21 protein-coding genes are annotated in these 19047 nt (G+C 71.1%); 10 read left to right on the forward strand and 11 right to left on the reverse strand.

Annotation, left to right across the window (positions count from 1 at the left end; translation table 11 throughout):
• Nucleotides 1-48: 48 nt before the first annotated feature.
• The gene (locus tag ACIBVP_RS18990; RefSeq protein ID WP_396107458.1) at nt 49-1554 is read right to left on the reverse strand and encodes an alpha/beta hydrolase; all 1506 of its coding nucleotides are present in this window, start codon (nt 1552-1554) and stop codon (nt 49-51) included.
• 169 nt (nt 1555-1723) lie between these two features.
• On the opposite strand from ACIBVP_RS18990, the gene ACIBVP_RS18995 reads away from it, so the two are divergent.
• Genes ACIBVP_RS18995 through ACIBVP_RS19010 form a run of 4 tightly spaced genes read left to right on the forward strand, consistent with a single transcriptional unit; the run spans nt 1724 to nt 3700 of the window.
• Nucleotides 1724-2023, forward strand: coding sequence for a YbaB/EbfC family nucleoid-associated protein (locus ACIBVP_RS18995; RefSeq protein WP_396107459.1), 300 nt, complete (start codon nt 1724-1726; stop codon nt 2021-2023).
• Between the two features lie 10 nt (nt 2024-2033).
• Complete coding sequence (locus tag ACIBVP_RS19000; RefSeq protein ID WP_396107460.1) at nt 2034-2330, forward strand: hypothetical protein; 297 nt, start codon at nt 2034-2036, stop codon at nt 2328-2330.
• Nucleotides 2327-3247 (forward strand): WXG100 family type VII secretion target, encoded by a 921-nt coding sequence (locus ACIBVP_RS19005; protein ID WP_396107461.1) that lies wholly within the window; start codon nt 2327-2329, stop codon nt 3245-3247. The genes ACIBVP_RS19000 and ACIBVP_RS19005 overlap by 4 nt, the downstream gene beginning before the upstream one ends.
• Before the next feature lie 3 nt (nt 3248-3250).
• Nucleotides 3251-3700, forward strand: coding sequence for a hypothetical protein (locus ACIBVP_RS19010; RefSeq protein WP_396107462.1), 450 nt, complete (start codon nt 3251-3253; stop codon nt 3698-3700).
• 43 nt (nt 3701-3743) lie between these two features.
• Here ACIBVP_RS19010 and ACIBVP_RS19015 read toward each other — a convergent pair whose 3' ends face one another.
• From ACIBVP_RS19015 to ACIBVP_RS19025, 3 genes are read right to left on the reverse strand one after another with little or no spacing between them, the layout of a single operon-like run.
• The gene (locus ACIBVP_RS19015; protein WP_396107463.1) at nt 3744-5411 is read right to left on the reverse strand and encodes a choice-of-anchor I family protein; all 1668 of its coding nucleotides are present in this window, start codon (nt 5409-5411) and stop codon (nt 3744-3746) included.
• 18 nt (nt 5412-5429) lie between these two features.
• Nucleotides 5430-5843 carry a hypothetical protein gene (locus ACIBVP_RS19020; RefSeq protein WP_396107464.1) on the reverse strand — a complete coding sequence of 138 codons (414 nt, stop codon included), beginning with the start codon at nt 5841-5843 and terminating at the stop codon, nt 5430-5432.
• Nucleotides 5843-7534, reverse strand: a complete 1692-nt coding sequence (locus ACIBVP_RS19025; RefSeq protein WP_396107465.1) for a PHP domain-containing protein — start codon at nt 7532-7534, stop codon at nt 5843-5845. The genes ACIBVP_RS19020 and ACIBVP_RS19025 overlap by 1 nt, the downstream gene beginning before the upstream one ends.
• Nucleotides 7535-7688: 154 nt before the next feature.
• Between ACIBVP_RS19025 and htpG the strand changes: the two genes are divergently transcribed.
• Both htpG and ACIBVP_RS19035 read left to right on the forward strand, forming a co-directional pair.
• Complete coding sequence (gene htpG / locus ACIBVP_RS19030; protein WP_396107466.1) at nt 7689-9509, forward strand: molecular chaperone HtpG; 1821 nt, start codon at nt 7689-7691, stop codon at nt 9507-9509.
• Entirely contained in the window at nt 9506-9940 is a 435-nt protein-coding gene (locus tag ACIBVP_RS19035) for a GNAT family N-acetyltransferase (RefSeq protein WP_396107467.1), read from the forward strand. Before htpG ends, ACIBVP_RS19035 begins: the two co-directional genes overlap by 4 nt.
• Here the strand turns inward: ACIBVP_RS19035 and ACIBVP_RS19040 are convergent.
• Nucleotides 9928-10824 (reverse strand): SDR family oxidoreductase, encoded by an 897-nt coding sequence (locus ACIBVP_RS19040; protein WP_396107468.1) that lies wholly within the window; start codon nt 10822-10824, stop codon nt 9928-9930. The genes ACIBVP_RS19035 and ACIBVP_RS19040 overlap by 13 nt on opposite strands.
• 88 nt (nt 10825-10912) lie before the next feature.
• Between ACIBVP_RS19040 and ACIBVP_RS19045 the strand changes: the two genes are divergently transcribed.
• Nucleotides 10913-11488 carry a helix-turn-helix domain-containing protein gene (locus ACIBVP_RS19045; protein ID WP_396107469.1) on the forward strand — a complete coding sequence of 192 codons (576 nt, stop codon included), beginning with the start codon at nt 10913-10915 and terminating at the stop codon, nt 11486-11488.
• Nucleotides 11489-11625: 137 nt separating this feature from the next.
• Here ACIBVP_RS19045 and ACIBVP_RS19050 read toward each other — a convergent pair whose 3' ends face one another.
• Nucleotides 11626-12258, reverse strand: a complete 633-nt coding sequence (locus tag ACIBVP_RS19050) for a dienelactone hydrolase family protein (RefSeq protein ID WP_396107470.1) — start codon at nt 12256-12258, stop codon at nt 11626-11628.
• Nucleotides 12255-13481, reverse strand: a complete 1227-nt coding sequence (locus ACIBVP_RS19055) for an erythromycin esterase family protein (RefSeq protein WP_396107471.1) — start codon at nt 13479-13481, stop codon at nt 12255-12257. The genes ACIBVP_RS19050 and ACIBVP_RS19055 overlap by 4 nt, the downstream gene beginning before the upstream one ends.
• Before the next feature lie 74 nt (nt 13482-13555).
• Between ACIBVP_RS19055 and ACIBVP_RS19060 the strand changes: the two genes are divergently transcribed.
• Nucleotides 13556-14344 (forward strand): RNA ligase family protein, encoded by a 789-nt coding sequence (locus ACIBVP_RS19060; RefSeq protein WP_396107472.1) that lies wholly within the window; start codon nt 13556-13558, stop codon nt 14342-14344.
• Here ACIBVP_RS19060 and ACIBVP_RS19065 read toward each other — a convergent pair.
• Nucleotides 14336-15706: a PLP-dependent aminotransferase family protein gene (locus tag ACIBVP_RS19065; protein ID WP_396107473.1), complete on the reverse strand. Its 1371-nt coding sequence runs from the start codon at nt 15704-15706 to the stop codon at nt 14336-14338. The genes ACIBVP_RS19060 and ACIBVP_RS19065 overlap by 9 nt on opposite strands.
• A gap of 46 nt (nt 15707-15752) precedes the next feature.
• Here ACIBVP_RS19065 and ACIBVP_RS19070 point away from each other — a divergent pair, with 46 nt between their 5' ends.
• On the forward strand, nt 15753-16217 hold the full coding sequence (locus ACIBVP_RS19070; RefSeq protein WP_396107474.1) for a carboxymuconolactone decarboxylase family protein: 465 nt from the start codon (nt 15753-15755) through the stop codon (nt 16215-16217).
• Entirely contained in the window at nt 16214-16930 is a 717-nt protein-coding gene (locus ACIBVP_RS19075; protein ID WP_396107475.1) for an isocitrate lyase/phosphoenolpyruvate mutase family protein, read from the forward strand. Before ACIBVP_RS19070 ends, ACIBVP_RS19075 begins: the two co-directional genes overlap by 4 nt.
• Here the strand turns inward: ACIBVP_RS19075 and ACIBVP_RS19080 are convergent.
• The 3 genes from ACIBVP_RS19080 to ACIBVP_RS19090 form a co-directional block, all read right to left on the reverse strand.
• Nucleotides 16923-17285 (reverse strand): barstar family protein, encoded by a 363-nt coding sequence (locus ACIBVP_RS19080; RefSeq protein ID WP_396107476.1) that lies wholly within the window; start codon nt 17283-17285, stop codon nt 16923-16925. The genes ACIBVP_RS19075 and ACIBVP_RS19080 overlap by 8 nt on opposite strands.
• Nucleotides 17286-17294: 9 nt before the next feature.
• Nucleotides 17295-17681, reverse strand: a complete 387-nt coding sequence (locus ACIBVP_RS19085) for a ribonuclease domain-containing protein (RefSeq protein ID WP_396107477.1) — start codon at nt 17679-17681, stop codon at nt 17295-17297.
• Nucleotides 17682-17808: 127 nt separating this feature from the next.
• Entirely contained in the window at nt 17809-19038 is a 1230-nt protein-coding gene (locus ACIBVP_RS19090; protein WP_396107478.1) for a RimK family alpha-L-glutamate ligase, read from the reverse strand.
• Nucleotides 19039-19047: the final 9 nt, after the last annotated feature.

The following is a 19047-nucleotide window of genomic DNA, read 5'->3' on the forward strand; positions in this document are numbered from 1 at the left end:
AGGAGGAAAGCGGGGGGCCCGGCGATCCCGGGCCCCCCGCTGCTCACGTCAGCTCACCCGGTACGGACCCACCTCCGGGTGGATCCCCCTGGTGTTCACCGTCATCGACCCGGAGCCGGGGACCTCCGTGGCCGGGCAGCGCAGGCCCCACCTCGGCGGCGTCAGGTTGATCAGGTAGTCGTCGACCGCGGCGTTGACGCAGTCGCTCGGCCCGCCGTCGCCGTACGCCGTGTGACCCCAGCCCTCGTACGTGATCAGGCGTGCGCCGCTCTGGTGCGCGGCCGTCAGGTTCCACTCGTACACCGTCGCCGGGTCGTGGACGTTGCCGATCATCACCAGCGGCGGTGCGTCGTCGACGTCGAGTCGCCGCTGCGGGTTCGTGGTCTCGGTGCCGCTGCCCACACACGTCATGGCGTGGTCGACGTACGGGGACCACTCGACGTTCGGGAACGCCCGGGAAAGCTTGCCGCGCAACAGCTTGTAGTGGCCGTAGCTCACGACCGGGTAGTTCCAGTCGCTGCACCAGATCGACGGGTACGGCATGTTCGTGACCTCACCGAACGACGCGGTCGCGTCGGCGGTGCCGTCCCGCAGGTCGGCGAAGTACGTCGCGAGGCCGTCCCACGAGGACGGTTGCATCACGCCGAACGCCGACGACGCGAGGTCGTAGAAGTCGATCGGCTGCCCGTCCGGGTCGGTGAGCGTCCCGGCCCTGGCCTTCTCCTTGAGGTCCGCGTACACGGCCGCGGTGTCCTCGCCGTACAGCGCGCACGCGGGTGTGGTGTCGCACCACCGCGCGAACTCGGTGAACCCGCGCTCGACCGGCGCGGTCTCGCTGCGCATGAAGTCCCACGCCGTCCGCATGCTGTGGTCCATGTTGCCGTCCATGACCAGCGCGCGGATCCGGTCCGGGAACATCTCCGCGTACTGCTGGCCCATCAGGCTGCCGTACGAGTAGCCGACGTAGGTCAGCTTCTCCTCGCCGAGCGCGGCGCGGATGGCGTCCATGTCCCGCACGGTCGCGAGGTTGTCGACGTGCTCGGCGAGCCCGTCCGAGTTGGCGCGGCAGCTGTCGTGCAGTGCCCGGTTGACCGATGCCAGGTGGTCGAACTCGGCGGAGCTGGTCGGGTGTTTCGCCTCTTCGGACCGCCGCGCGAGGTCCGCGTCGCACAGCAGCTGCGAGGAGTTCGCGATGCCCCGCGGGTCGAACCCGACCTGGTCGAACCGTGCGTTCACGGCGTCGGTGAAGAGGTCGCCCGACTTCACGGCTCCGACGCCGGAGCCACCCGGCCCGCCGGGGTCCATGAGAAGCGAGCCGATGCGGTTGGCCCGGTCCTTCGCCGGGCGCCGCGCGAGTCCGATGTGGACTTTCTCGCCGTCCGGGTCCGCCCAGTCGAGCGGCACCTCGATGGTCGCGCAGTCCACGCCCTCGGCGTCCGGACACGGTTTCCAGTCGACGCCGCCCCGCGCGGCCGCCGTGCCCGGCACGAGCACGATTCCCGTGGCGGCCAGTGCACCCGCCAGGAACGCGAGCAAACCTCGCTTATGCGTCATGTGCAATCCCCCGATGTCATGATCAGCACTCTGTGTGCTGCCCATGATGCCCTCAGTTGTCGTCCGTCGCCAGGAAGCAGGTCAGGAGTCCCGGCAGGATCCGGCCACCGCGTCCCAGTCCGGTCCCACCGAGACGACGCTTGACGGGACTGGGAGGAGTTCGGTGGCGATGCACGAACGAACGGAAGAACGACTCGCCGCGATGCTCGACACCGGCCGCCGCGAGCTGACCGATCGGCTGCTGGCGATCCGGAACGAGCGCGCGACGGCGGTGGCGACCGCGTACTCCGACGACGGCCTGGTGAGCGCCACGGTCGACGGGCGGCTCCGGCTGGTCGACCTTTCCCTGGACGAGCGGGTGTTCCGTACGTCGGACTCGGCCGCGCTGGCGCACACCATTCTCACCACGGTGCACGCGGCGGCCGACGCGACGGTGCCACGCGCGGGCGGTGACCATGGCCGGGTCTGACGGGCTTCGCATGCGACCCGCCGAGACCGCCGACTCGATGTCGAGGCTCGGCACGGCCGGCCAGAACCTCACCACGTCCTGGTCGTCGGCCCGCACGTCGATCGCCGCGCTCGAGGGCCGGCTCGGCAACGGACAGCTCGGGGCCGCGTTCATGGGCCGCTACCGTCCTGGCGCCGAGCAGGCGGCGCGGACGGTGGCGCGGTGGGTGGCCCAGCTGACCGATCTCGCGCGAGGCGGCAGCCAGGCCGTCGACGGCTACGTCGGGACCGACCGAGCGGTCGAACAGGACATCGGGAGGCTGCCGTGACCGTCGCCGAGCCGACGCATCCACTGTGGACATTCGTGAAGTCGCACGGGATCGAGTGGCCCGCCGACGTCGAGGAGGTGGCCGCCGACCTCGGCGCGGCCTGGCACGCCGCCGCCGACGGCCTGACCGAGGGCGGCACGACGGCGCGAGCCGTCGGCGCCGATCTCACGTCGTCGTGGGCGGACACGTCGGGCGGCACCGCGCAGACCAGGGCGGCGGAGATCGGTGCCGGACTCGACCACGTCCAGCAGGGGCTGCGCCGGCAGGGTGACCAGGCCATCGCCTACGCCGAGAGCCTGATCCGGACCAAGCAGGGCATCCAGCAGGTCATCGCCACCTTCGCCCCGTTCTGGGACCTGCTCGACCCCCGCAACCGCAACCAGATGGAGCAGTGGGTCATCGACCTGGTCAACAGCGCGGGAGAGAAGGCGACCGAGGCGATCCGCTGGCTGCTGACGGTCGAGTCGCAGGGGCCCCAGACCGAACCGTTCTCGTGGGAGGGCCCGAACGACTCCGGCCGGCTCGGCAGTCTCAGCGTGGACGGCGCGTTCGACCACGGCCGGTGGTCGGCGTTCGGTGGCGCGTTGCAGGGCGAGTACGCGGTCGGCCCGCGTGGCGAGGCCCAGGTGAACGCGCCGTGGTCGCGCGACCCGCTCGTGGACGCCGAGGTGCGGCTCGGGGCGAGTGCCAGCCTCGACAGGATCGACGTCATCGACTCGGGGCCGGTGAAGCTCGGCTTCACCCCCGAGGTGTCGGTCGGCCCCGGCGCGACCTTCACGTTCGACCCGAAGTGGGAGAACGGGCGGTTCGATCTCAACGCCAGGATCGGGGCGTCCCCCATGATCGGCGGCAGCCTCGGTACCGACTTCTCGATCGACTTCAACGAAATCGGCAAGAGCCTCTTTCCGACGGGGTGACACATGGACGAACTGACGCTGCCGACGGGATGGCTGCCCGTGCCGCCGGCCGAGGTCGGCCTCGACGCGGAGCTACTCGCGATCAAGGCCGACACCCACGGATCGGGGTTCACCGCGACCATCGTGGTGGACGGCGCCGGACTGGCGCCCGGCGAGACACTGGCCGACCTGGCCGACCGGTCGGCCGCGGCGCTGCCGACCGGGATCGTCGTCGGGCGCGACGCGGCCGGGCCACGCCTGACCCAGTCGCTGCGGCTGACGCACCTCGCCGACGACGTACCGAGGCGGGTGGTGCGGGTCGAGGAGTACCTGGCGTTGCCGGACCGGAGCAGGCCGGGGTGGACGGGCGTGCTGCGCGCGGTGTCCACCGCGACGGTCGAGCAGGCTGACGCGGTGGCGGCCGACTTCACGCGGCTGCTGGCCGGTCTCGACGGGCTCGCCGCGAACGCGTAGCACGCGGCGGTGGTCGCGTCCGCGAGCCACCGCCGCGCGGGCCTCAGCGTGTCGTGACGCGGAACAGGGTCGTCGTGCCCGAGACCTCGTTCGCCACGGCCACCATCGGACCGTTCTCCGACGGGATGAACGTGACGCCCTCGGGGCCGAGGTCGCCCGCCTTGGCGAGGTCGCCGCCGTCCTCCACCGACTCGGCGAAGTTCCTGTTGTTCTCGTAGGCGACGAAGCGGGCGTGCCGCGGGTCGGTGATGTCGTACACCGCGATGCCGCCGACCCGTTCGAACCCGACGAACGCGTACGTGCGGCCGTCGATCTCGCCGAGCGCCATGCTCTCCGGCTCCGGGCCCTTGTCGTCGCTGCGGCCGTCGAGGTCCGACTCAGTGTGGTTGGAGTTGAAGAACTCCGGGTTCGCCGCCGCGGTGACGCGCTCGAAGTCGTCGCCCGAGTCGAAGACCTGGCGACCGTCGGTGGTCCAGATCGAGAACGAGCGGCCGCCGAAGGCGTACAGGCGTTCGTAGCAGCTGCCGTCGGCACGCAGCCCGTCCGCCGTGGTGACGTTCAGCCGACCGAGGTCGGCGTCGGTGGTCACGGACCCGTCGAACACGTCCGGGCACAGCGGCGGCAGGCCGTCATCACCGAGGTCCTTCACCCGTGCGGGCTCGGTGTAGTCGCCCCACTCGCGGGCGTCGCCCTCGTTCGCGGTCACCAGGTAGGTGCGGCCGCGGGAGGTGTAGGACTCGATGCCGTCCGGCAGGTACAGGCCGGACACCGCAACCTCGCGGATGTGCACGGCGTCGTCGCGGTCGGACGTGTCGATCCCGTTGCCCGGCTCGCTGTGGTCCTTGGCACCCAACGGTTTCAGCGCCGTCACGCGGGCCGAGCGCAGGTCGACCACCGCGATCGCGTTCGCCTCCTGCAGCGTCACGTACGCGGTGCGGCCGGTCCGCTCGACCGTGACGTACTCCGGCTCCAGGTTCGCCGAGACGGGGAACTCCTCGTTCACGGTCGGCCCGAAGACCCGCACGCCGGCGGGCACACCGCGCTCGAAACGGTGGAAGTCGGCCGTGCGCACGGACTTCTGGCCCGGCGCGCGGACCGAACGCGGCACGTCGACCACCGCTACCGAGCCCTCCGGGTCCACGCCGTAGTCGTCGGCGGGCTCGCCCTCGTTCGCCACGACCAGCCGGTCGCCCTTCGGCGTGAAGGTCAGCATGTCCGGCAGTGCGCCGACGCGGACCGCGCCCAGCGCCCGGCCGTCGCCACGCGCGTCGAAGAAGACCACCCAGCCGTCGTCGGTCTTGGTGGCCGACTCGACCGCGACCGCGCCGAGACCGTCGGCACGGACGTCGACCGAGTTCGCGACCGCGCCGTCCGGGACCGTCGAACCGTCCGCGGCGCGCACGCCGACCGTGGCCAGGTCGAACAGCTTCGCCGGGGCCGACGGGCGGGCCGCGTCGAGCACCTCGACCTTCGCCCGCGCCGCGTTGACCACGAACAGCCGCCGCGACCTCGTGTCGTAGGACACGATCTCGGCGGCGCTCTCGTCGAAGATGCCGGTCGCGTACGTGCCCAGCGGTGTGAGACCGACCGCCGTGCCGTACTCGCGGTCGGTCAGCCGGTACTCGCGGTCACTCGCCGAGGCGGGGGCGGCGACGCCGGCGACCGTGACGACGAGCGCGCCGCAGGCCGCGACGCGTAAGAGGGAACGCAAGGGGAGTCCTCCGTGTTCTCAGTGCCCACCACAGCACTCGTGGGGTTGTTCGATCTCGCTCGGCCGCAGGACGCCGCCCGCGGCCGGTTCGACGAGCAGGACGAGCCTGCCCGCCTGGTAGGTCGGCCGCAGGTAGCCGAGCGTGTCGACGGGCGTGTCCGGCCCGACCGGCACGCCGATGCCGACGACCTCGTCGATCTCGGACCGCGCCGTGAGCTCACCGGCCGGGTGCACGCCGGTCAGCCGGTCCTGGCCGGGGAACCGGACCGCCCGCGCGCCGTCCGGCGGGCCGTCTAGCGCGGCGGCTCCTTCCCCGGGGACGCCCCGGGCGACCAGCACGGTCCGCGCGACCACGGCGGTGCGGTCCACATGCGTGCACACCACGTCCGCGGTCACGTCGTCCGCGCAGGAGGCCGGGGGCGACCACCACATCAGATGACGTCCACGAACACCGGGTTCGCGTAGAACCACAGGTCCGACCACGGGTCGGCGTCGCCGACGACGTCCATCACCGGGTTGCCCGCCGAGTCGAGGCGGTTGCCGTCGCTGCCGCGCAGCCGCAGGTAGAACGCGCGGTCCACGTTGCGGAAGACGTGCGTGAACCGGACCCGGCCGCGGGCCCCGCCCGGTACCTCGAACGTCTCCACGAGCTTCGTCTCCGGCGCGGTCATCGCGTCGCGGTCGGCGGCGGCGCCGGTCAGCGGGCCCGCGATCAGGTCCACCTTCGCGAGCTTCGGCACGCTGCCACCGAAGTTGGGGCGGGACGCCAGGGTCACCTCGATCGTCACCTCGACGTCGGTGCCGCGCCGCACGAACGTCCGGCCACCGATCGACACGCCGCGGTTGTCGCCGTCGGACTTGGCGCGCACCCGCAGGTCCAGGCCGTCGACCAGCCTGCCGTGCACCGCGACCACCTTGCCGGAACGCAGCCCGCGCATGATGTCCACATAGGACCGCGAGGTGGCGCCGACGAGCGTGCTGCTGTACTGGCCCGGCCAGAAGTCGCCGTACACCTGGCGCTTGCCGGTGTCGACGGGCGCGCCGCGGCTGCCGGTCCGGTTGTAGTCCTGACCGCCCTGCACGTACGTGTCGCCGAAGTTCTGGTGGCTGTCGGAGGTCGCGGTGATCGTCCACGGCTTGCCCTCGGCGAGCAACGAGTCCCACAGGCCGCCGAGCTTCGCGGTCATCCAGTCGAAGCCGCCGTAGGTGCGGTACGGGTTCTCGGCCGCGGTCGGCGCGTAGCCGGGGAAGCTGTCGGCGCCCGGTGACGCCTCGTAGAAGCCGCGGCCGTCGGCGCGTCCGCCGTTGGCCGCGGAGATCGCCGCGGCCTGGTGACCTGGCGCGCCCTCCATGCCGATCGCCACGTCCGGCGCCGTGTCGCGCCAGCCACGCAGCTCGTGCGGGCTGTCGACGCCGCGGCGGGCGGGGTGGTTCGCCAACATGAGCGCGATCTCGGTGCGGCCCGCGAACACCTGCGCGTCGAGGTAGCGCAGGGCGGCGAGCGCGTACGGCTCACCGTCGGCCGAGGTGGCGCGCTGGATGAGCCCGAGGCCGCCGTTCGCCACCGGCGTGGACAGGATGCCGCCGTCGTAGGCCGCCTCAAACGCGCGGAGGATGTCGACCGTGTGGCGGCCGGGCGGCAGGAAGACGGTCGCGTGCTCCGCGCCCGGGATGTTCCATTCGAGGCCCTGGTAGACCAGCATGTCCCGGTACTGCTCGCGTGCCCGCTCGATGTCCGGGCTGACCTGGTCGATCGAGAACTTCTGGTGCGCCACGCCGCCGTGGTCGGTGATCACGAGCCAGTCGAGGCCGTACTCGCGTGCGTTGGCGACCTGCGTCGCCACCTCGTACTGGGCGTCGGGGGAGTACTTGGTGTGGATGTGGTGGTCGCCCGCGAACCAGCGGTCGCCCGACTGCCACGGGTTGCGTGGCCCGTGGTGGTGACCGTGGTCACTGTCGGCCGCCGCGGTCCCGGTGCCGACGGCCGCAGCGCCCGCGGCGATGCCCATCCCGGCGAGGAACCGGCGGCGCGCGATCGACAACGGCCGGTCGTCGGCCTCGTCGCGCCAGCTGCCCTCGACGGGCTCCAGCTCGTGGTGGTGGTGATCGTGTCCGGCGCCCATGGCTGCTACTCCGTTCGTGGCGTGACCAGCGCGAAGTATCGCTTTGCCCGCACAAGCAAGGGCCCCTTCCGGACTGAACACCCGGTGAACAGTCGGCGCTGTCGCGGGACTCGTAAAATCGACCGGTCAACTCTCGTTCGAAAGGGGGACGCCCGTGACCGCGCAGGTCGAGACGCTCGAGTTCCAGTCCGAGGCACGCCAGCTCCTGCAGCTGATGATCCACTCGGTGTACTCGAACAAGGACACCTTCCTGCGTGAGCTGGTGTCGAACGCCTCTGACGCGCTCGACAAGCTCCGGCTGGAGGCCTACCGCGACAAGGACCTCGACGTCGACACGTCGGATCCGCACATCGAGCTGTCGACCGACCCGGTCGCCCGCACGCTCACGGTGCGCGACAACGGCATCGGCATGGACCGCGACGAGGTGGTCAGCCTCATCGGCACCATCGCCAAGTCCGGCACGGCCGAGTTCCTCGCCAAGCTGAAGGAGGCGAAGCAGAGCGACGAGCTGATCGGCCAGTTCGGCGTCGGCTTCTACTCGAGCTTCATGGTCGCGGACAAGGTCACGCTGGTGACCCGCAAGGCGGGCACCGCCGGGGGCGTGCGCTGGGAGTCGACGGGCGAGGGCACGTACACGGTCGAGCCGGTCGAGGACGCCCCGCAGGGCACCTCGGTCACGCTGCACCTGAAGCCGGAGGACACTGAGGACCGGCTCCACGACTACACGGACAAGGCCAAGCTGACCGAGATCGTCAAGCGGTACTCGGACTTCATCACCTGGCCCGTCCGCCTCGGCGAGGACACGCTGAACTCGATGAAGGCCCTCTGGGCGCGTTCGGACGCGACCGAGGAGGAGTACAGCGAGTTCTACAAGCACATCAGCCACGACTGGCAGGCGCCGCTCGAGTCGACCCGGCTGGTGGCCGAGGGCACGTTCGAGTACCAGGCGCTGCTGTTCCTGCCGGCCAGGGCGCCGTTCGACCTGTTCATGCGGGAGCGCAAGCGCGGTGTGCAGCTCTACGTCAAGCGCGTGTTCATCATGGACGACTGTGAAGCGCTGATGCCCGAGTACCTGCGCTTCGTGAAGGGTGTCGTCGACGCGCAGGACCTGTCGCTGAACGTGTCGCGGGAGATCCTGCAGCAGGACCGGCAGATCGAGCGCATCCGGCGGCGGCTGGTCAAGAAGGTGCTGCAGACGATCAAGGCCCTCCCGGAGGAGAAGTACCGGACGTTCTGGGGCGAGTTCGGCAAGGCGGTCAAGGAAGGACTGCTGGACGACACGGAGAACCGCGAGGCGATCCTGGAGGTCTGCTCGTTCGACTCCACCCACTCGGCGGAGGAGCAGACGAAGCTCGCGGACTACGTCGAGCGGATGAAGGACGGCCAGGAGGAGATCTACTTCCTGACCGGCGACTCCCGCGCGGCCGTGGAGAACTCGCCGCACCTGGAGGCCTTCCAGGCCAAGGGGTACGAGGTGCTGGTCCTCACCGACCCGATCGACGAGATGTGGGTCGACGCGGTCGGCGAGTTCGGCGGCAAGAAGTTCCAGTCCATCGCCAAGGGCCAGGTGGACCTCGCCGACGAGAAGGATCCCGAGCAGGACAAGGAGTTCGAGGGCCTGCTCACCTGGCTGAAGTCCACTTTGGACGAGCAGGTGAAGGAGGTCCGGCTCTCCACGCGCCTGACCACGTCCCCGGCCTGCATCGTCGGCGACACCTACGACCTGACCCCGACGCTCGAGAAGATGTACCGGTCGATGGGCCAGGCGTTGCCGCCGATCAAGCGGATCCTGGAGCTGAACCCGAAGCACGAGTTCGTCATCGCACTCCGGGACGCACAGGCCGCCGACAGGCCCGACCTGGCCGAGGTGGCCGAACTGCTGTACGGCATGGCCTTGCTCGCCGAGGGCGGCGACCTGGCAGACCCGTCGCGCTTCACGAAGCTGATGGCGACGAGGCTGTCGAAAACCCTGTGATACTGCGACGTTTCACCGCGGCGGACGCCGATCCGCTGGCCCGCCTGCACGGCGACCCCGCGGTGATGCGTTACGTCGACCCGCCGGAGTCGCGGGCAGTCGTCGAGTCGTCGACGCTGCCCGCGACGAGCACGGGGCTGGACCCGGGGGACGTCGAGCTGGGCTACCGGCTGCTGCCGTCGTACTGGGGTCGTGGCCTGGCCACGACGGGCGCCCGTCTGCTGGTGCGGCGGGCGTTCGCGGAACTGGACGTGCCGAAGGTGGTGGCCACGACGATGGCCGTCAACACGGATTCCCGGCGGGTGCTGGAGAAGGCCGGGTTGCGGCACGTGCACACGTTCCACGCGGACTGGCCGGACCCGCTGCCCGGCGCGGAGCACGGCGACGTGGTCTACGCGCTGACCAGGTCGGAGTGGCTTCAGGCGAAGTAGTGCCCGAGGTCGAGGTCGGCGATGAGCCCTGGCTCGACGGGCGTCCAGTCCAGCAGTTCGCGGGTGCGCGCACTGGAGGCCGGGTTGTCCGTCGTGGCGGCACCGGCGAGCCACCCGAAGTGCGCCTCGGCCTGGTGGGCGGGAATGCTCTCGACCGGCACTCCGAGGTGACGCCCGACGGTCTCGGCGATCAGGCGGAACGGCACCCCTTCGTCGTCGACGGCGTGCAGGCGGGACCCGGCGGGCGCCTTCTCCAGCGCGAGGCGGTAGAGGTGCGCCGCGTCGAGGGTGTGGACGGCGGGCCACCGGTTGGCCCCGTCGCCGAGGTACGCGGAACGCCCGGCCGTCCTGGCGGCGGCGATCACGGTCGGGATGAACCCCTGCCTGTCGAGCGGGCCGTGCACAGTCGGTGTGAGCCGGACGACCGAGGTCCGGATCCCCCGCTCGGCGAGCGCGACGACCAGGTTCTCGGTGTCGACGCGGGGGCCGCCCGGGAGTGTGTCGCCCTCGGTGCCGGTGCGGCCGAGCCCTGCCATCAGCAACGTCCCCGACGTCCCGACGAACGGCTTGCCGCTGCCCGCGAGCCCGTCGGCCATCGCCCGCACGGCGGCCAGGTCGGCGTCGGCGGCGCCCGCGTAGTCGCCGGTGACCATCAGGTCGTGCTTGAAGGCGAGGTGGACCACCCCGTCGGCGGCCGCGGCGGCGTCGCGCAGCCCGTCGAGGTCGTCGAGGTCACCACGCCGCACCTCGGCACCCGCCGCGACGAGCGCCTCGGCGGAGGCGTCGGAGCGGGCGAGGCCGACGACCTGGTGACCGGCCTTGAGCAGTTCGGGAACGAGGGCGGAACCGAGATGCCCGCTGGCCCCGGTGACGAAGACACGCATGGGAGAACCTTTCGCTCAGTGATGACACTTGGTGTCGTCGGCGACGCTAGCACTGATGACACCAAGTGTCATCCCGTAGGCTGGTCCCATGGCGAGGTGGGAGCCGAACGCACCGGAGCGGCTGACGCTGGCGGCGCTGGAACTGTTCGTCGACCAGGGCTACGACCAGACGACGGTCGCGGAGATCACCGAACGAGCAGGCCTGACGAAGCGGACGTTCTTCCGGCACTTCGCGGACAAGCGGGAGGTGTTGTTCGCGGGCCAGGACACCCTGCTCACGCTGTTCGCGCAAGCCATCGCCGACGCACCCGCCACAGCGGGCCCGCTGGCGGCGGTCCTCGCCGCACTGGAGGCGGCGGGGGAGGTGGCGTTCGCCGAGGAACGACGCGAGTTCGCACGGAAACGCCAGTCGGTGGTCGAGGCCAATGACTCGTTGCGGGAGCGTGAGCTGCTGAAGGGCGCACGGCTGACGTCGGCGATGGCGGACGCGCTTCGTGCGCGCGGGGTGGCGGACCTGACGGCGAGGCTGGCGGCGGAGGTCGGGAACGTCGCCGTCGTGACCGCCTTCGGCCGGTGGGTGGACCCGGCGTGCCGGAAGGACTTCGGCTCCCTGGCCCGCGAAACAATGGAAGAACTGCGGAAGGCGGCGGCGTCACTCCAGTGAGGCACCGGCCCCCGAACTGAAGGACCCCTTCATCACGTTGAGCGCACTGAAGGACCCGCCTCGGCCACGGCCCCCGGCCCCGAAAACCGGCCTAGCCGCCACCAACGACAAAACCGGTCCAACCATCCACAAGCGACTCACTCAGGCAACGCGCCGGTGAACCAGTCAGCCGCCTGCAGCGAGACTTCCTCCAAAGTCCCCGGCTCCTCGAACAGGTGCGAAGCCCCGGGCACGATCCGCAACTCGGACGGCGCGCCGAGCACACTCCGGGCCCGCTCGTTGAGATCCGCCACCATCGGGTCCAACTCGCCCACGATGAGCAGGGTCGGCGCCCGCACCTCGGCCAACGCCGCTCTGGCGAGATCCGGCCGCCCACCCCGCGACACCACGGCACGCACCGCGTCCGGCCGGGCGGCCGCCGCGACCAACGCCGCCGCACCACCGGTGCTGGCACCGAACAACCCCAACGGCAGCCCGGCGGTGGCAGGCTCGGCACGAAGCCGGTCGACAGCCCCCACCAACCGCTCCGCCAGCAACCCGATATCGAACCGGGGCCCGCCGTCCGCGCGGTCCTCGTCCTCGGTCAGCAGGTCCATCAGCACTGTCGCGAGTCGACGCTCGTTCAGGAACGACGCCACCGCGCGGTTGCGTGGGCTGTGCCGGGAGCTGCCGCTCCCGTGCGCGAACAGGACCACCCCGACCGCACCGTCCGGCACCTCCACGTCGGCGTCCAGGTGCGCGCCCGCCGCGTCCAGCACGAGCTGCGTCATGACGGTGTCCTCCTCAGCTGCGCGAGCGGCCGCAGCGCGCTCGTCTCGTCGAACCACAGGAACGCGTCGTAGCGGTCGCCCAGCACCGTCGGCACGTAGTTGCCCCACCGCTCCCGCGCCGGGTGGTACACGACGCCGATCGCGCGGTGGTCCAGTTCGTCGGTCAGCAGGGCGGGCCGCGACGGCGGCCACACGAACAGGGCACAGGGTGGCGCGTCGTGGTGCAGCACCGCCTCCAGCGAACCCCTGCGGGCCGGGGGAACCGGCATCGTCTCGACGGGTGCGCCCCACGCGTCGGCCGCGACCACCGTGCCCTGATGGCTGCCGAAACCCACCAGCACCACCTGGTCCGCGCCGTGCCGCTCTCTCGCCAGCTGACCGATGTTGACCTCGCCCGACTCCGCCATGGACGTCGCCCGGGCATCGCCCACATGGGTGTTGTGGGCCCACACGACGCCCTTCCCGTCGTGGTGGGCCAGCAGCCGGTCCAGGGTGTCCGCCATGTGGTGGTCCCGGACGTTCCACGACTGCCGCCCGCCCGCGAGCATCGCGCGGTAGTAGCGTTCCGCGCCCGCCACGACCTCCGCGTTCTGCCACACGGTCAGCGCACCGTGCTCACGCAGCCGCACCAGCAGGTCCACGACCTCGTTCTCACAGGTCTCCGGCACCAGCCGGGTCGCCATCGCGTAGTCCTGCCCGCTCTCCCCGTACGGCTCGAAGCAGCGGTACGCCGACAGCGCGGCGGGCACGTCCTCGGGTGCGTGCTCGCGCAGCCAGGTCAGGATCGCGCGCAGCGACTCCCACAGCGAGTACACGTCGAGCCCGTGGAACGAGACCGGTCGCTCGGCGGTGCGGTTGTGGTCGCGCAGCCACCGGCAGAAGTCGGCGACCTCCTCGTTCGCCCACATCCACGTCGGCCAGCGGGCGAACTCGGCGAGCGCGGCCCTCGGGTCCGCGGGCGCGTCCGGTTCGGCACGCACGGACCGGTCGAGGCGTTCACAGTCGGGCCAGTCGCCCTCGACGGCCACGAACGTGTAGCCGCGTTCGGTGATCAGCCGCCGGGTGAGCGCCGCGCGCCACTGGTAGAAGTCGTGCGTGCCGTGGCTCGCCTCGCCGATCATCACGACGCGGGCGTCGCCGATCCGCTCCAGCAGCACGTCGAAGTCACCGGGGTCGGTCAGCGGCGCCGACAACCCGGCGATCTCGTCACCGTAGCGTCTCATCCCGGTCGGCCTACCCGGACCGGAAGCGGCTAAACCGATCGCGTCGGTCCGCTGGCGCTGCGATCATCCTCGGCATGGAGGAGGAGCACTTCGACGTGCGGGCGGCCGATCTCGGCGCCCTCAACTCGATGACCAAGTACCCGTCGATCCCGACCTACCACACCCTGGACCCGAAGAACGGCAGCCTGACCGAGGGCGAGACCGTCCCGTTCAGCGGTCCCGTGCTGGGCACCGAGAAGGTGGACGGCACGAACGCGCGCATCATCTCCCTGCCCGACGGGAACTTCCTGCTCGGCAGCCGCGAGGAGCTGTTGTACGCCAAGGGTGACCTGATCGGGAACCCGGCGCAGGGCGTCGTCGCGGCGCTGCGCGAGGTCGCCGAGGGGCTGGCGCCGGTCGACGGCGACGTGGTGCGGGTGCACTTCCTGGAGGTGTACGGCGGCAAGGTGACCGCCGCGAGCAAGCAGTACACCGGTACCAAGGCCGTGGGTTTCCGCCTGTTCGACGTCGCGGTGATCGCCGACTACCGCGCTGTGCTGGGCAGGGAGGCGGCGGCCATCTCCGCGTGGCGGGACGGTGGCGGCCAGCCGTACCTCGACGAGGACGCGCTGACCGAGACCGCCGCCCTGCACGGCTTCCCGCTCACCCCGCGACTGTTCCGGGTGGACGGTGCGGACCTGCCGCGTGAGCTGGACAAGACGCGTGCGTTCCTCGCCGAGCACCTGCCGGAGACGCGCAGCGCGCTCGACGACGAGGCGGGCGGCCAGCCGGAGGGCATCGTGCTGCGCGGCCCCGACCGTGCCGTCATCGCCAAGGCACGGTTCGCCGACTACGACCGGACGCTGCGCCGCCGTTCACGGTGACACGTCACGCAGAACGGCCTGCAACGCCGCCAGCGCGCCGCCGAACGAGCCCTTCGACGGTGCCGCGTAACCGACCATCAGCCCGGTCAACGGCTCTGTCGCGCGGATCGCGTGCGGGCTGACCGGCTCGATCACCAGTGAGTGCCGCGCGGCCGAGGCGGGGACCGCCGCCTCGGCCGACGCGGACAGCGGCACGAACAACGCCAGCCCGGCGGGGATGCCGGGTGGCTTCAGGTGGTCCGGCAGCGCGGCGACGAGCCGGTCTCGCCGGGACCGGTACTCCAGCCGGCACCGGCGCACGTGCCGGTCGAACGCGCCCGAGCTGATCAGGTCGGCCAGCGCCAGCTGGTCCAGCGTGGATGGCTGCACCCCGCCGCGTTCCACGGCCGCGACCACCGGGTCCACCAGGAACCTGGGCAGCACCAGCCACGCGAGCCGCAGTGACGGGGCGAGCGTCTTGCTCGCCGTGCCCGCGTACACCACCCGTTCGGGTGCGAGTGCCTGCAGCGCGCCGACCTGCTGGCGGTCGAAGCGGAACTCGCCGTCGTAGTCGTCCTCGACGACGACCGCGCCGGAGCGGGTCAGCGCGGTGCGGCGCCCGGGTGCCATGGTGACCCCGAGCGGCGCCTGGTGGGCGGGGGTGACGACGACCGCCGGGCTCGTCAGCTGCTCGACCACCAGGCCCTCGTCGTCGACGGGCACGCCGACGACCCGCTGCCCGGCGGCGGCCGCGAACTGGCGGAAACGGTCGATCGACGGGTCCTCGAACGCGGTCTCGGTCATGCCGAGATCGGCGAACGCGTGCCCGAGCACGGTGATGGCGTGCGTGAACCCGGCGACCACCACGATCCGCGCGGGGTCGGCGAGCACGCCGCGGCTGCGGCCGAGGTACGCGGCGAGCGTGTTCCGCAGTACGAGCGACCCGCGTGGCTCGCCGTAGCCGAAGACGTCGTGCGGGGCGTTGGCGAGGACCCGCCTGGTCGACGCGAGCCACTGGTCACGCGGGAACAGCGACACGTCCGGCCTGCCCGCCATCAACGTCCACCGGCGCGTCTGCCTCGGCGTGAACCCCGGGTCCGGGGACGCCAGCGGCGCGGCACCCGCGGTCGCGACCCGCGTCGGCGCGCCCTGGCTGGTCGACAGGTAGCCCTCGGCCGCCAGGTCGGTGTACACGCGGGTCACCGTGCCACGCGCGACCCCGAGGTCGGCGGCGAGCGCGCGGGTCGACGGCACCACCGAGCCCGGCCGCCACCGGCCGTCCCGGATCGCCGCCCTGATCGCGTTCGCGAGCTGCGTGCGCCCGCTGCCCGGAGTCCAGTCGAGGTGCGCGTCGACCGACGAACTGGTCCACGAATCCGCCATGGAACTGGACCCTACGCGTGGACAAGTTCGGGCTAGCGTTGATCACATGACACAGCGAATCTCGATCATCAACGGCATGCCCGGCCCCTTCAAGGCACTGAACGCCATGGCCGGGGAGGTCGCCAAGGCGGCGGCCGACGCGGGCGTGGACACCACGGTCCTCGAGCTGATCAAGGTCAGGGCGTCGCAGATCAACGCGTGCGCCTTCTGCCTCGACATGCACACCGCCGACGCGCTCAAGGACGGCGAGGACCCCCGACGGCTGCACGTGCTGGCCGCCTGGCGCGAGACCGACCTGTTCACCGAGCAGGAACGCGCCGCGCTGGAGCTGACCGAGGTGCTGACCCGGCTCGCGGAGACGAACGACGTGCCGGACGACGTCTACGAGCGCGCCACGGCGGTGTTCACCGAGACCCAGTACCAGGTCGTCGTCTGGATGGTCATGGTCATCAACGCCTACAACCGGGTCGTCCTGCCCGGGCACCCGAAGCTGCCGAAGAGGGCCGCGTGACGGCCGCGCTGCTGCGGTCGCTGCACGTCCCGGGCACGCCGCTGGTGCTGCCGAACGCGTGGGACGCGGGCACCGCGCGCCTGGTGGTCGAGGCCGGGTTCCCCGTGGTGGCCACGACGTCGGCCGCGGTGGCCGAGTCGCTCGGCCACGCCGACCACCACGGCGCGCCCGCGGCCGAGATGTTCGCCGCGGCCGCCCGGATCGTCCGCGCGGTCGACGTCCCGGTGACCGTCGACGCCGAGTCGGGCTACGGCCTCCCGCCCGCCGAGTTCGCGGAACGGCTGGTGGCGACCGGCGCGGTGGGCTGCAACCTGGAGGACACCGACCACGCGAGCGGTGGCCTCACCCCGGTGGCGGACCAGGCGGACTACCTGGCGGCCCTGCGTGCCGCCGAGCCGGACCTGGTGATCAACGCCCGCGTGGACGTGTTCGTGGGCGCGGCGGACCAGGAGGCGGTGCTCGACGAGGCGGTCGAGCGGGCACGTGCCTACCTGGCGGCGGGCGCGGACTGCGTGTACCCGATCCTGGTGCGGTCGGCCGCGGTGCTGAAATCCCTGGTGGACGCGGTGGACGCGCCGGTGAACGCGACCTTGCTGCCGGGCATGACGATCGCGGAACTGGCGTCCGCCGGTGTCGCGAGGATCTCGCTCGGGCCGGGTCTGTGGCGGCTCACCCAGGCCACGCTGCGCGAGCGGCTCGCGAACCTCACCTAGTCACGAGGGCGTTCGCGATCCGGTGCCGCAGCGCGGTGTCGTGGCCCGGGTTGGTGACGAGGGTGAGCGTGAGACCGTCCGGTGCCGCGCTCGCGGCGATGTCCAGCAGCGTGGCGAACTGGGCGGGGGACTCGTCGGCGAGCAACTCCTCGGCGTGCGACACCACGACGTCGATCGCGCCCGCGTCGCGCAGGCAGTCGACCAGCGCGTCCCAGTTGTGCCCGAAGTACGGCGGGAAGTCCAGCACCCGCGCCGCCTCGGCGAAGAAGGCGGCGCGGGTGCGGCATGCGCGCCCGTCAACGGCGACAGCGGTTGCCGCTTCCGTGGTCACTGTCAGCCAGTGCGCGGGCGTCATGCGAACTCCTCAGAGCCGGTAGAAGTCGGCGTAGTGGTTGGGTGAGAAGTAGACCACCCCGGTGGTGCGGTCCAGGACGATCCGGTACGCGTCACGGGAGGCGCCGCACGCACGCGGGTACACGTCGAACTCGCGGTAGCTGTGGCCACTCGGCAGCTGCCCCTCGCGGTTGTAGAACGTGCCGCCCGCGAAGTTGCACTGCCCGTTCGGCCAGCTGTACCAGCCACGCGTGCCGGGGTAGCCCTTGGACTGCCAGATGTTGTTGGCGGAACGTGCGTCGGCGCACCGGGTCATGGTGCAGGAGCCGTAGACCGCGGCGTCCGCGGCCGGGGCGACGACCACGGTCATGCCGAAGATCGACGCGAGCGCGGCCAGCGTGATCGCGAAGCGTTTCATGAAGGGAATTCGGGTGTGCACGGGAACCTCCAGAGCAGGGGCTGGGGGAAACCAACACCGTGGATGGTGTCCCCTCGACCTTGTCAGGAGGTGGCGGAGATCGACAAGATTGGGTGAACTTTGCGGGTCAGGCGTTATCCCGCGCCCACAACCCGAGCAGGCCCCGGAAGTGCGCCACGAACCGGTCGTGCTCGGACACCGGGTACGTCGAGCGCACGGTCGACACCAGCAGCTCGTCGAACTCCTCCGAGACCACCCAGTCCCGCACCAGGTCGTCCACATGCGACAGTGTGGTGGTGCAGAACTCCTGGTATCGCTCGATTTCGAAGTAGTCGTCGGCGAGTCGGCGGTACTCGCCGAGCTTCTCGTCGTAGGTCCGGTCCGAGTCGGCCACCGCGAAGTAGTTGCGGGTGTCGAGGTCCAGCCGCGGCGTGCGGCCGGTCACCGCGCAGAACGCCGACCACTTCAGCAACGTGGCGATGGCCCACGGGAAGTAGTAGTGCAGCGAGGTGATCGAGATGTCCGGGCACGCGTTCGCGTAGTCGATCGGGTGCACCGACCCGTCGACGACCAGGCTCTCGCACGAGTTGAACTCCCAGCGGAAGAACGCGTTGATCAGCCGGGAGATCGTCAGCACCTCGGCACCGGCCTCCGGCGACAGGAACGCGTGGTCCACGGCGTACCGGTTGTGCATCGGCTCGTCGGGCTGGAAGCGCATCACCATGCTGTCCGGCCCGATCGTCAGCGACCGGGCGAACACGTCGTAGCCCTCGACCGACGCCTGCAGGTGCATCAGCATCTCGCCGGACTGGTCGTAGGCGCGGTTCAGTGTGGCGGGGTCCTTGATGCGGGACACACCGCGCCACGCGCCGCCGTCGTAGGGCTTCATGTACAGCGGATAGCCGATCGTCGCCGCGATCTCGTCCAGGTCGAACGGCTGGTTGTACTTCGCGGCCGTGTAGGCGTAGCGGGCGTTGTCGACGGGGTTCTTGTACGGCACCAGCCACGTGTCCGGCACCTTCAGACCCAGCCGGATCATCGCGCAGTACGCGGCGTGCTTCTCCATGGACTGGAACGTGAACGGGCTGTTCAGCAGGTACACGTCGTCCATGAGCGCGACCTTCTTCAGCCACTCGCGCGGCACGTAGTACCAGTACGCGAGCCGGTCGATCACGAGGTCGTAGCGGGGTTTCGCGCGCAGGTCGAACGGCTCGATCGTGATCCGCTCGGTGCGCAGGACGTGTTCGGTGCCCTCGGCGCGCACCGGTCCGAGCCGCCGGACGAGCTCCTCGAACGCGCGCGGCCAGTCCTCCTCCGTGCCCAGCAGGAGGCCGAGCAGGTGTTCCGTGCGGTCCATCCGGTCCTC

The organism is Actinophytocola sp. NPDC049390, assembly GCF_044466355.1.
Taxonomy (GTDB): Bacteria; Actinomycetota; Actinomycetes; order Mycobacteriales; family Pseudonocardiaceae; genus Actinophytocola.

Excerpts from the sequence above, each read along its gene's own strand:
- ACIBVP_RS18990 (WP_396107458.1), bottom strand. The coding sequence starts at position 1,554 with ATGACGCATAAGCGAGGTTTGCTCGCGTTCCTGGCGGGTGCACTGGCC.
- ACIBVP_RS18995 (WP_396107459.1), top strand. The coding sequence starts at position 1,724 with ATGCACGAACGAACGGAAGAACGACTCGCCGCGATGCTCGACACCGGC.
- ACIBVP_RS19000 (WP_396107460.1), top strand. The coding sequence starts at position 2,034 with ATGCGACCCGCCGAGACCGCCGACTCGATGTCGAGGCTCGGCACGGCC.
- ACIBVP_RS19010 (WP_396107462.1), top strand. The coding sequence starts at position 3,251 with ATGGACGAACTGACGCTGCCGACGGGATGGCTGCCCGTGCCGCCGGCC.
- ACIBVP_RS19020 (WP_396107464.1), bottom strand. The coding sequence starts at position 5,843 with ATGTGGTGGTCGCCCCCGGCCTCCTGCGCGGACGACGTGACCGCGGAC.
- ACIBVP_RS19025 (WP_396107465.1), bottom strand. The coding sequence starts at position 7,534 with ATGGGCGCCGGACACGATCACCACCACCACGAGCTGGAGCCCGTCGAG.
- ACIBVP_RS19040 (WP_396107468.1), bottom strand. The coding sequence starts at position 10,824 with ATGCGTGTCTTCGTCACCGGGGCCAGCGGGCATCTCGGTTCCGCCCTC.
- ACIBVP_RS19045 (WP_396107469.1), top strand. The coding sequence starts at position 10,913 with ATGGCGAGGTGGGAGCCGAACGCACCGGAGCGGCTGACGCTGGCGGCG.
- ACIBVP_RS19050 (WP_396107470.1), bottom strand. The coding sequence starts at position 12,258 with ATGACGCAGCTCGTGCTGGACGCGGCGGGCGCGCACCTGGACGCCGAC.
- ACIBVP_RS19055 (WP_396107471.1), bottom strand. The coding sequence starts at position 13,481 with ATGAGACGCTACGGTGACGAGATCGCCGGGTTGTCGGCGCCGCTGACC.
- ACIBVP_RS19060 (WP_396107472.1), top strand. The coding sequence starts at position 13,556 with ATGGAGGAGGAGCACTTCGACGTGCGGGCGGCCGATCTCGGCGCCCTC.
- ACIBVP_RS19065 (WP_396107473.1), bottom strand. The coding sequence starts at position 15,706 with ATGGCGGATTCGTGGACCAGTTCGTCGGTCGACGCGCACCTCGACTGG.
- ACIBVP_RS19070 (WP_396107474.1), top strand. The coding sequence starts at position 15,753 with ATGACACAGCGAATCTCGATCATCAACGGCATGCCCGGCCCCTTCAAG.
- ACIBVP_RS19080 (WP_396107476.1), bottom strand. The coding sequence starts at position 17,285 with ATGACGCCCGCGCACTGGCTGACAGTGACCACGGAAGCGGCAACCGCT.
- ACIBVP_RS19085 (WP_396107477.1), bottom strand. The coding sequence starts at position 17,681 with ATGAAACGCTTCGCGATCACGCTGGCCGCGCTCGCGTCGATCTTCGGC.
- ACIBVP_RS19090 (WP_396107478.1), bottom strand. The coding sequence starts at position 19,038 with ATGGACCGCACGGAACACCTGCTCGGCCTCCTGCTGGGCACGGAGGAG.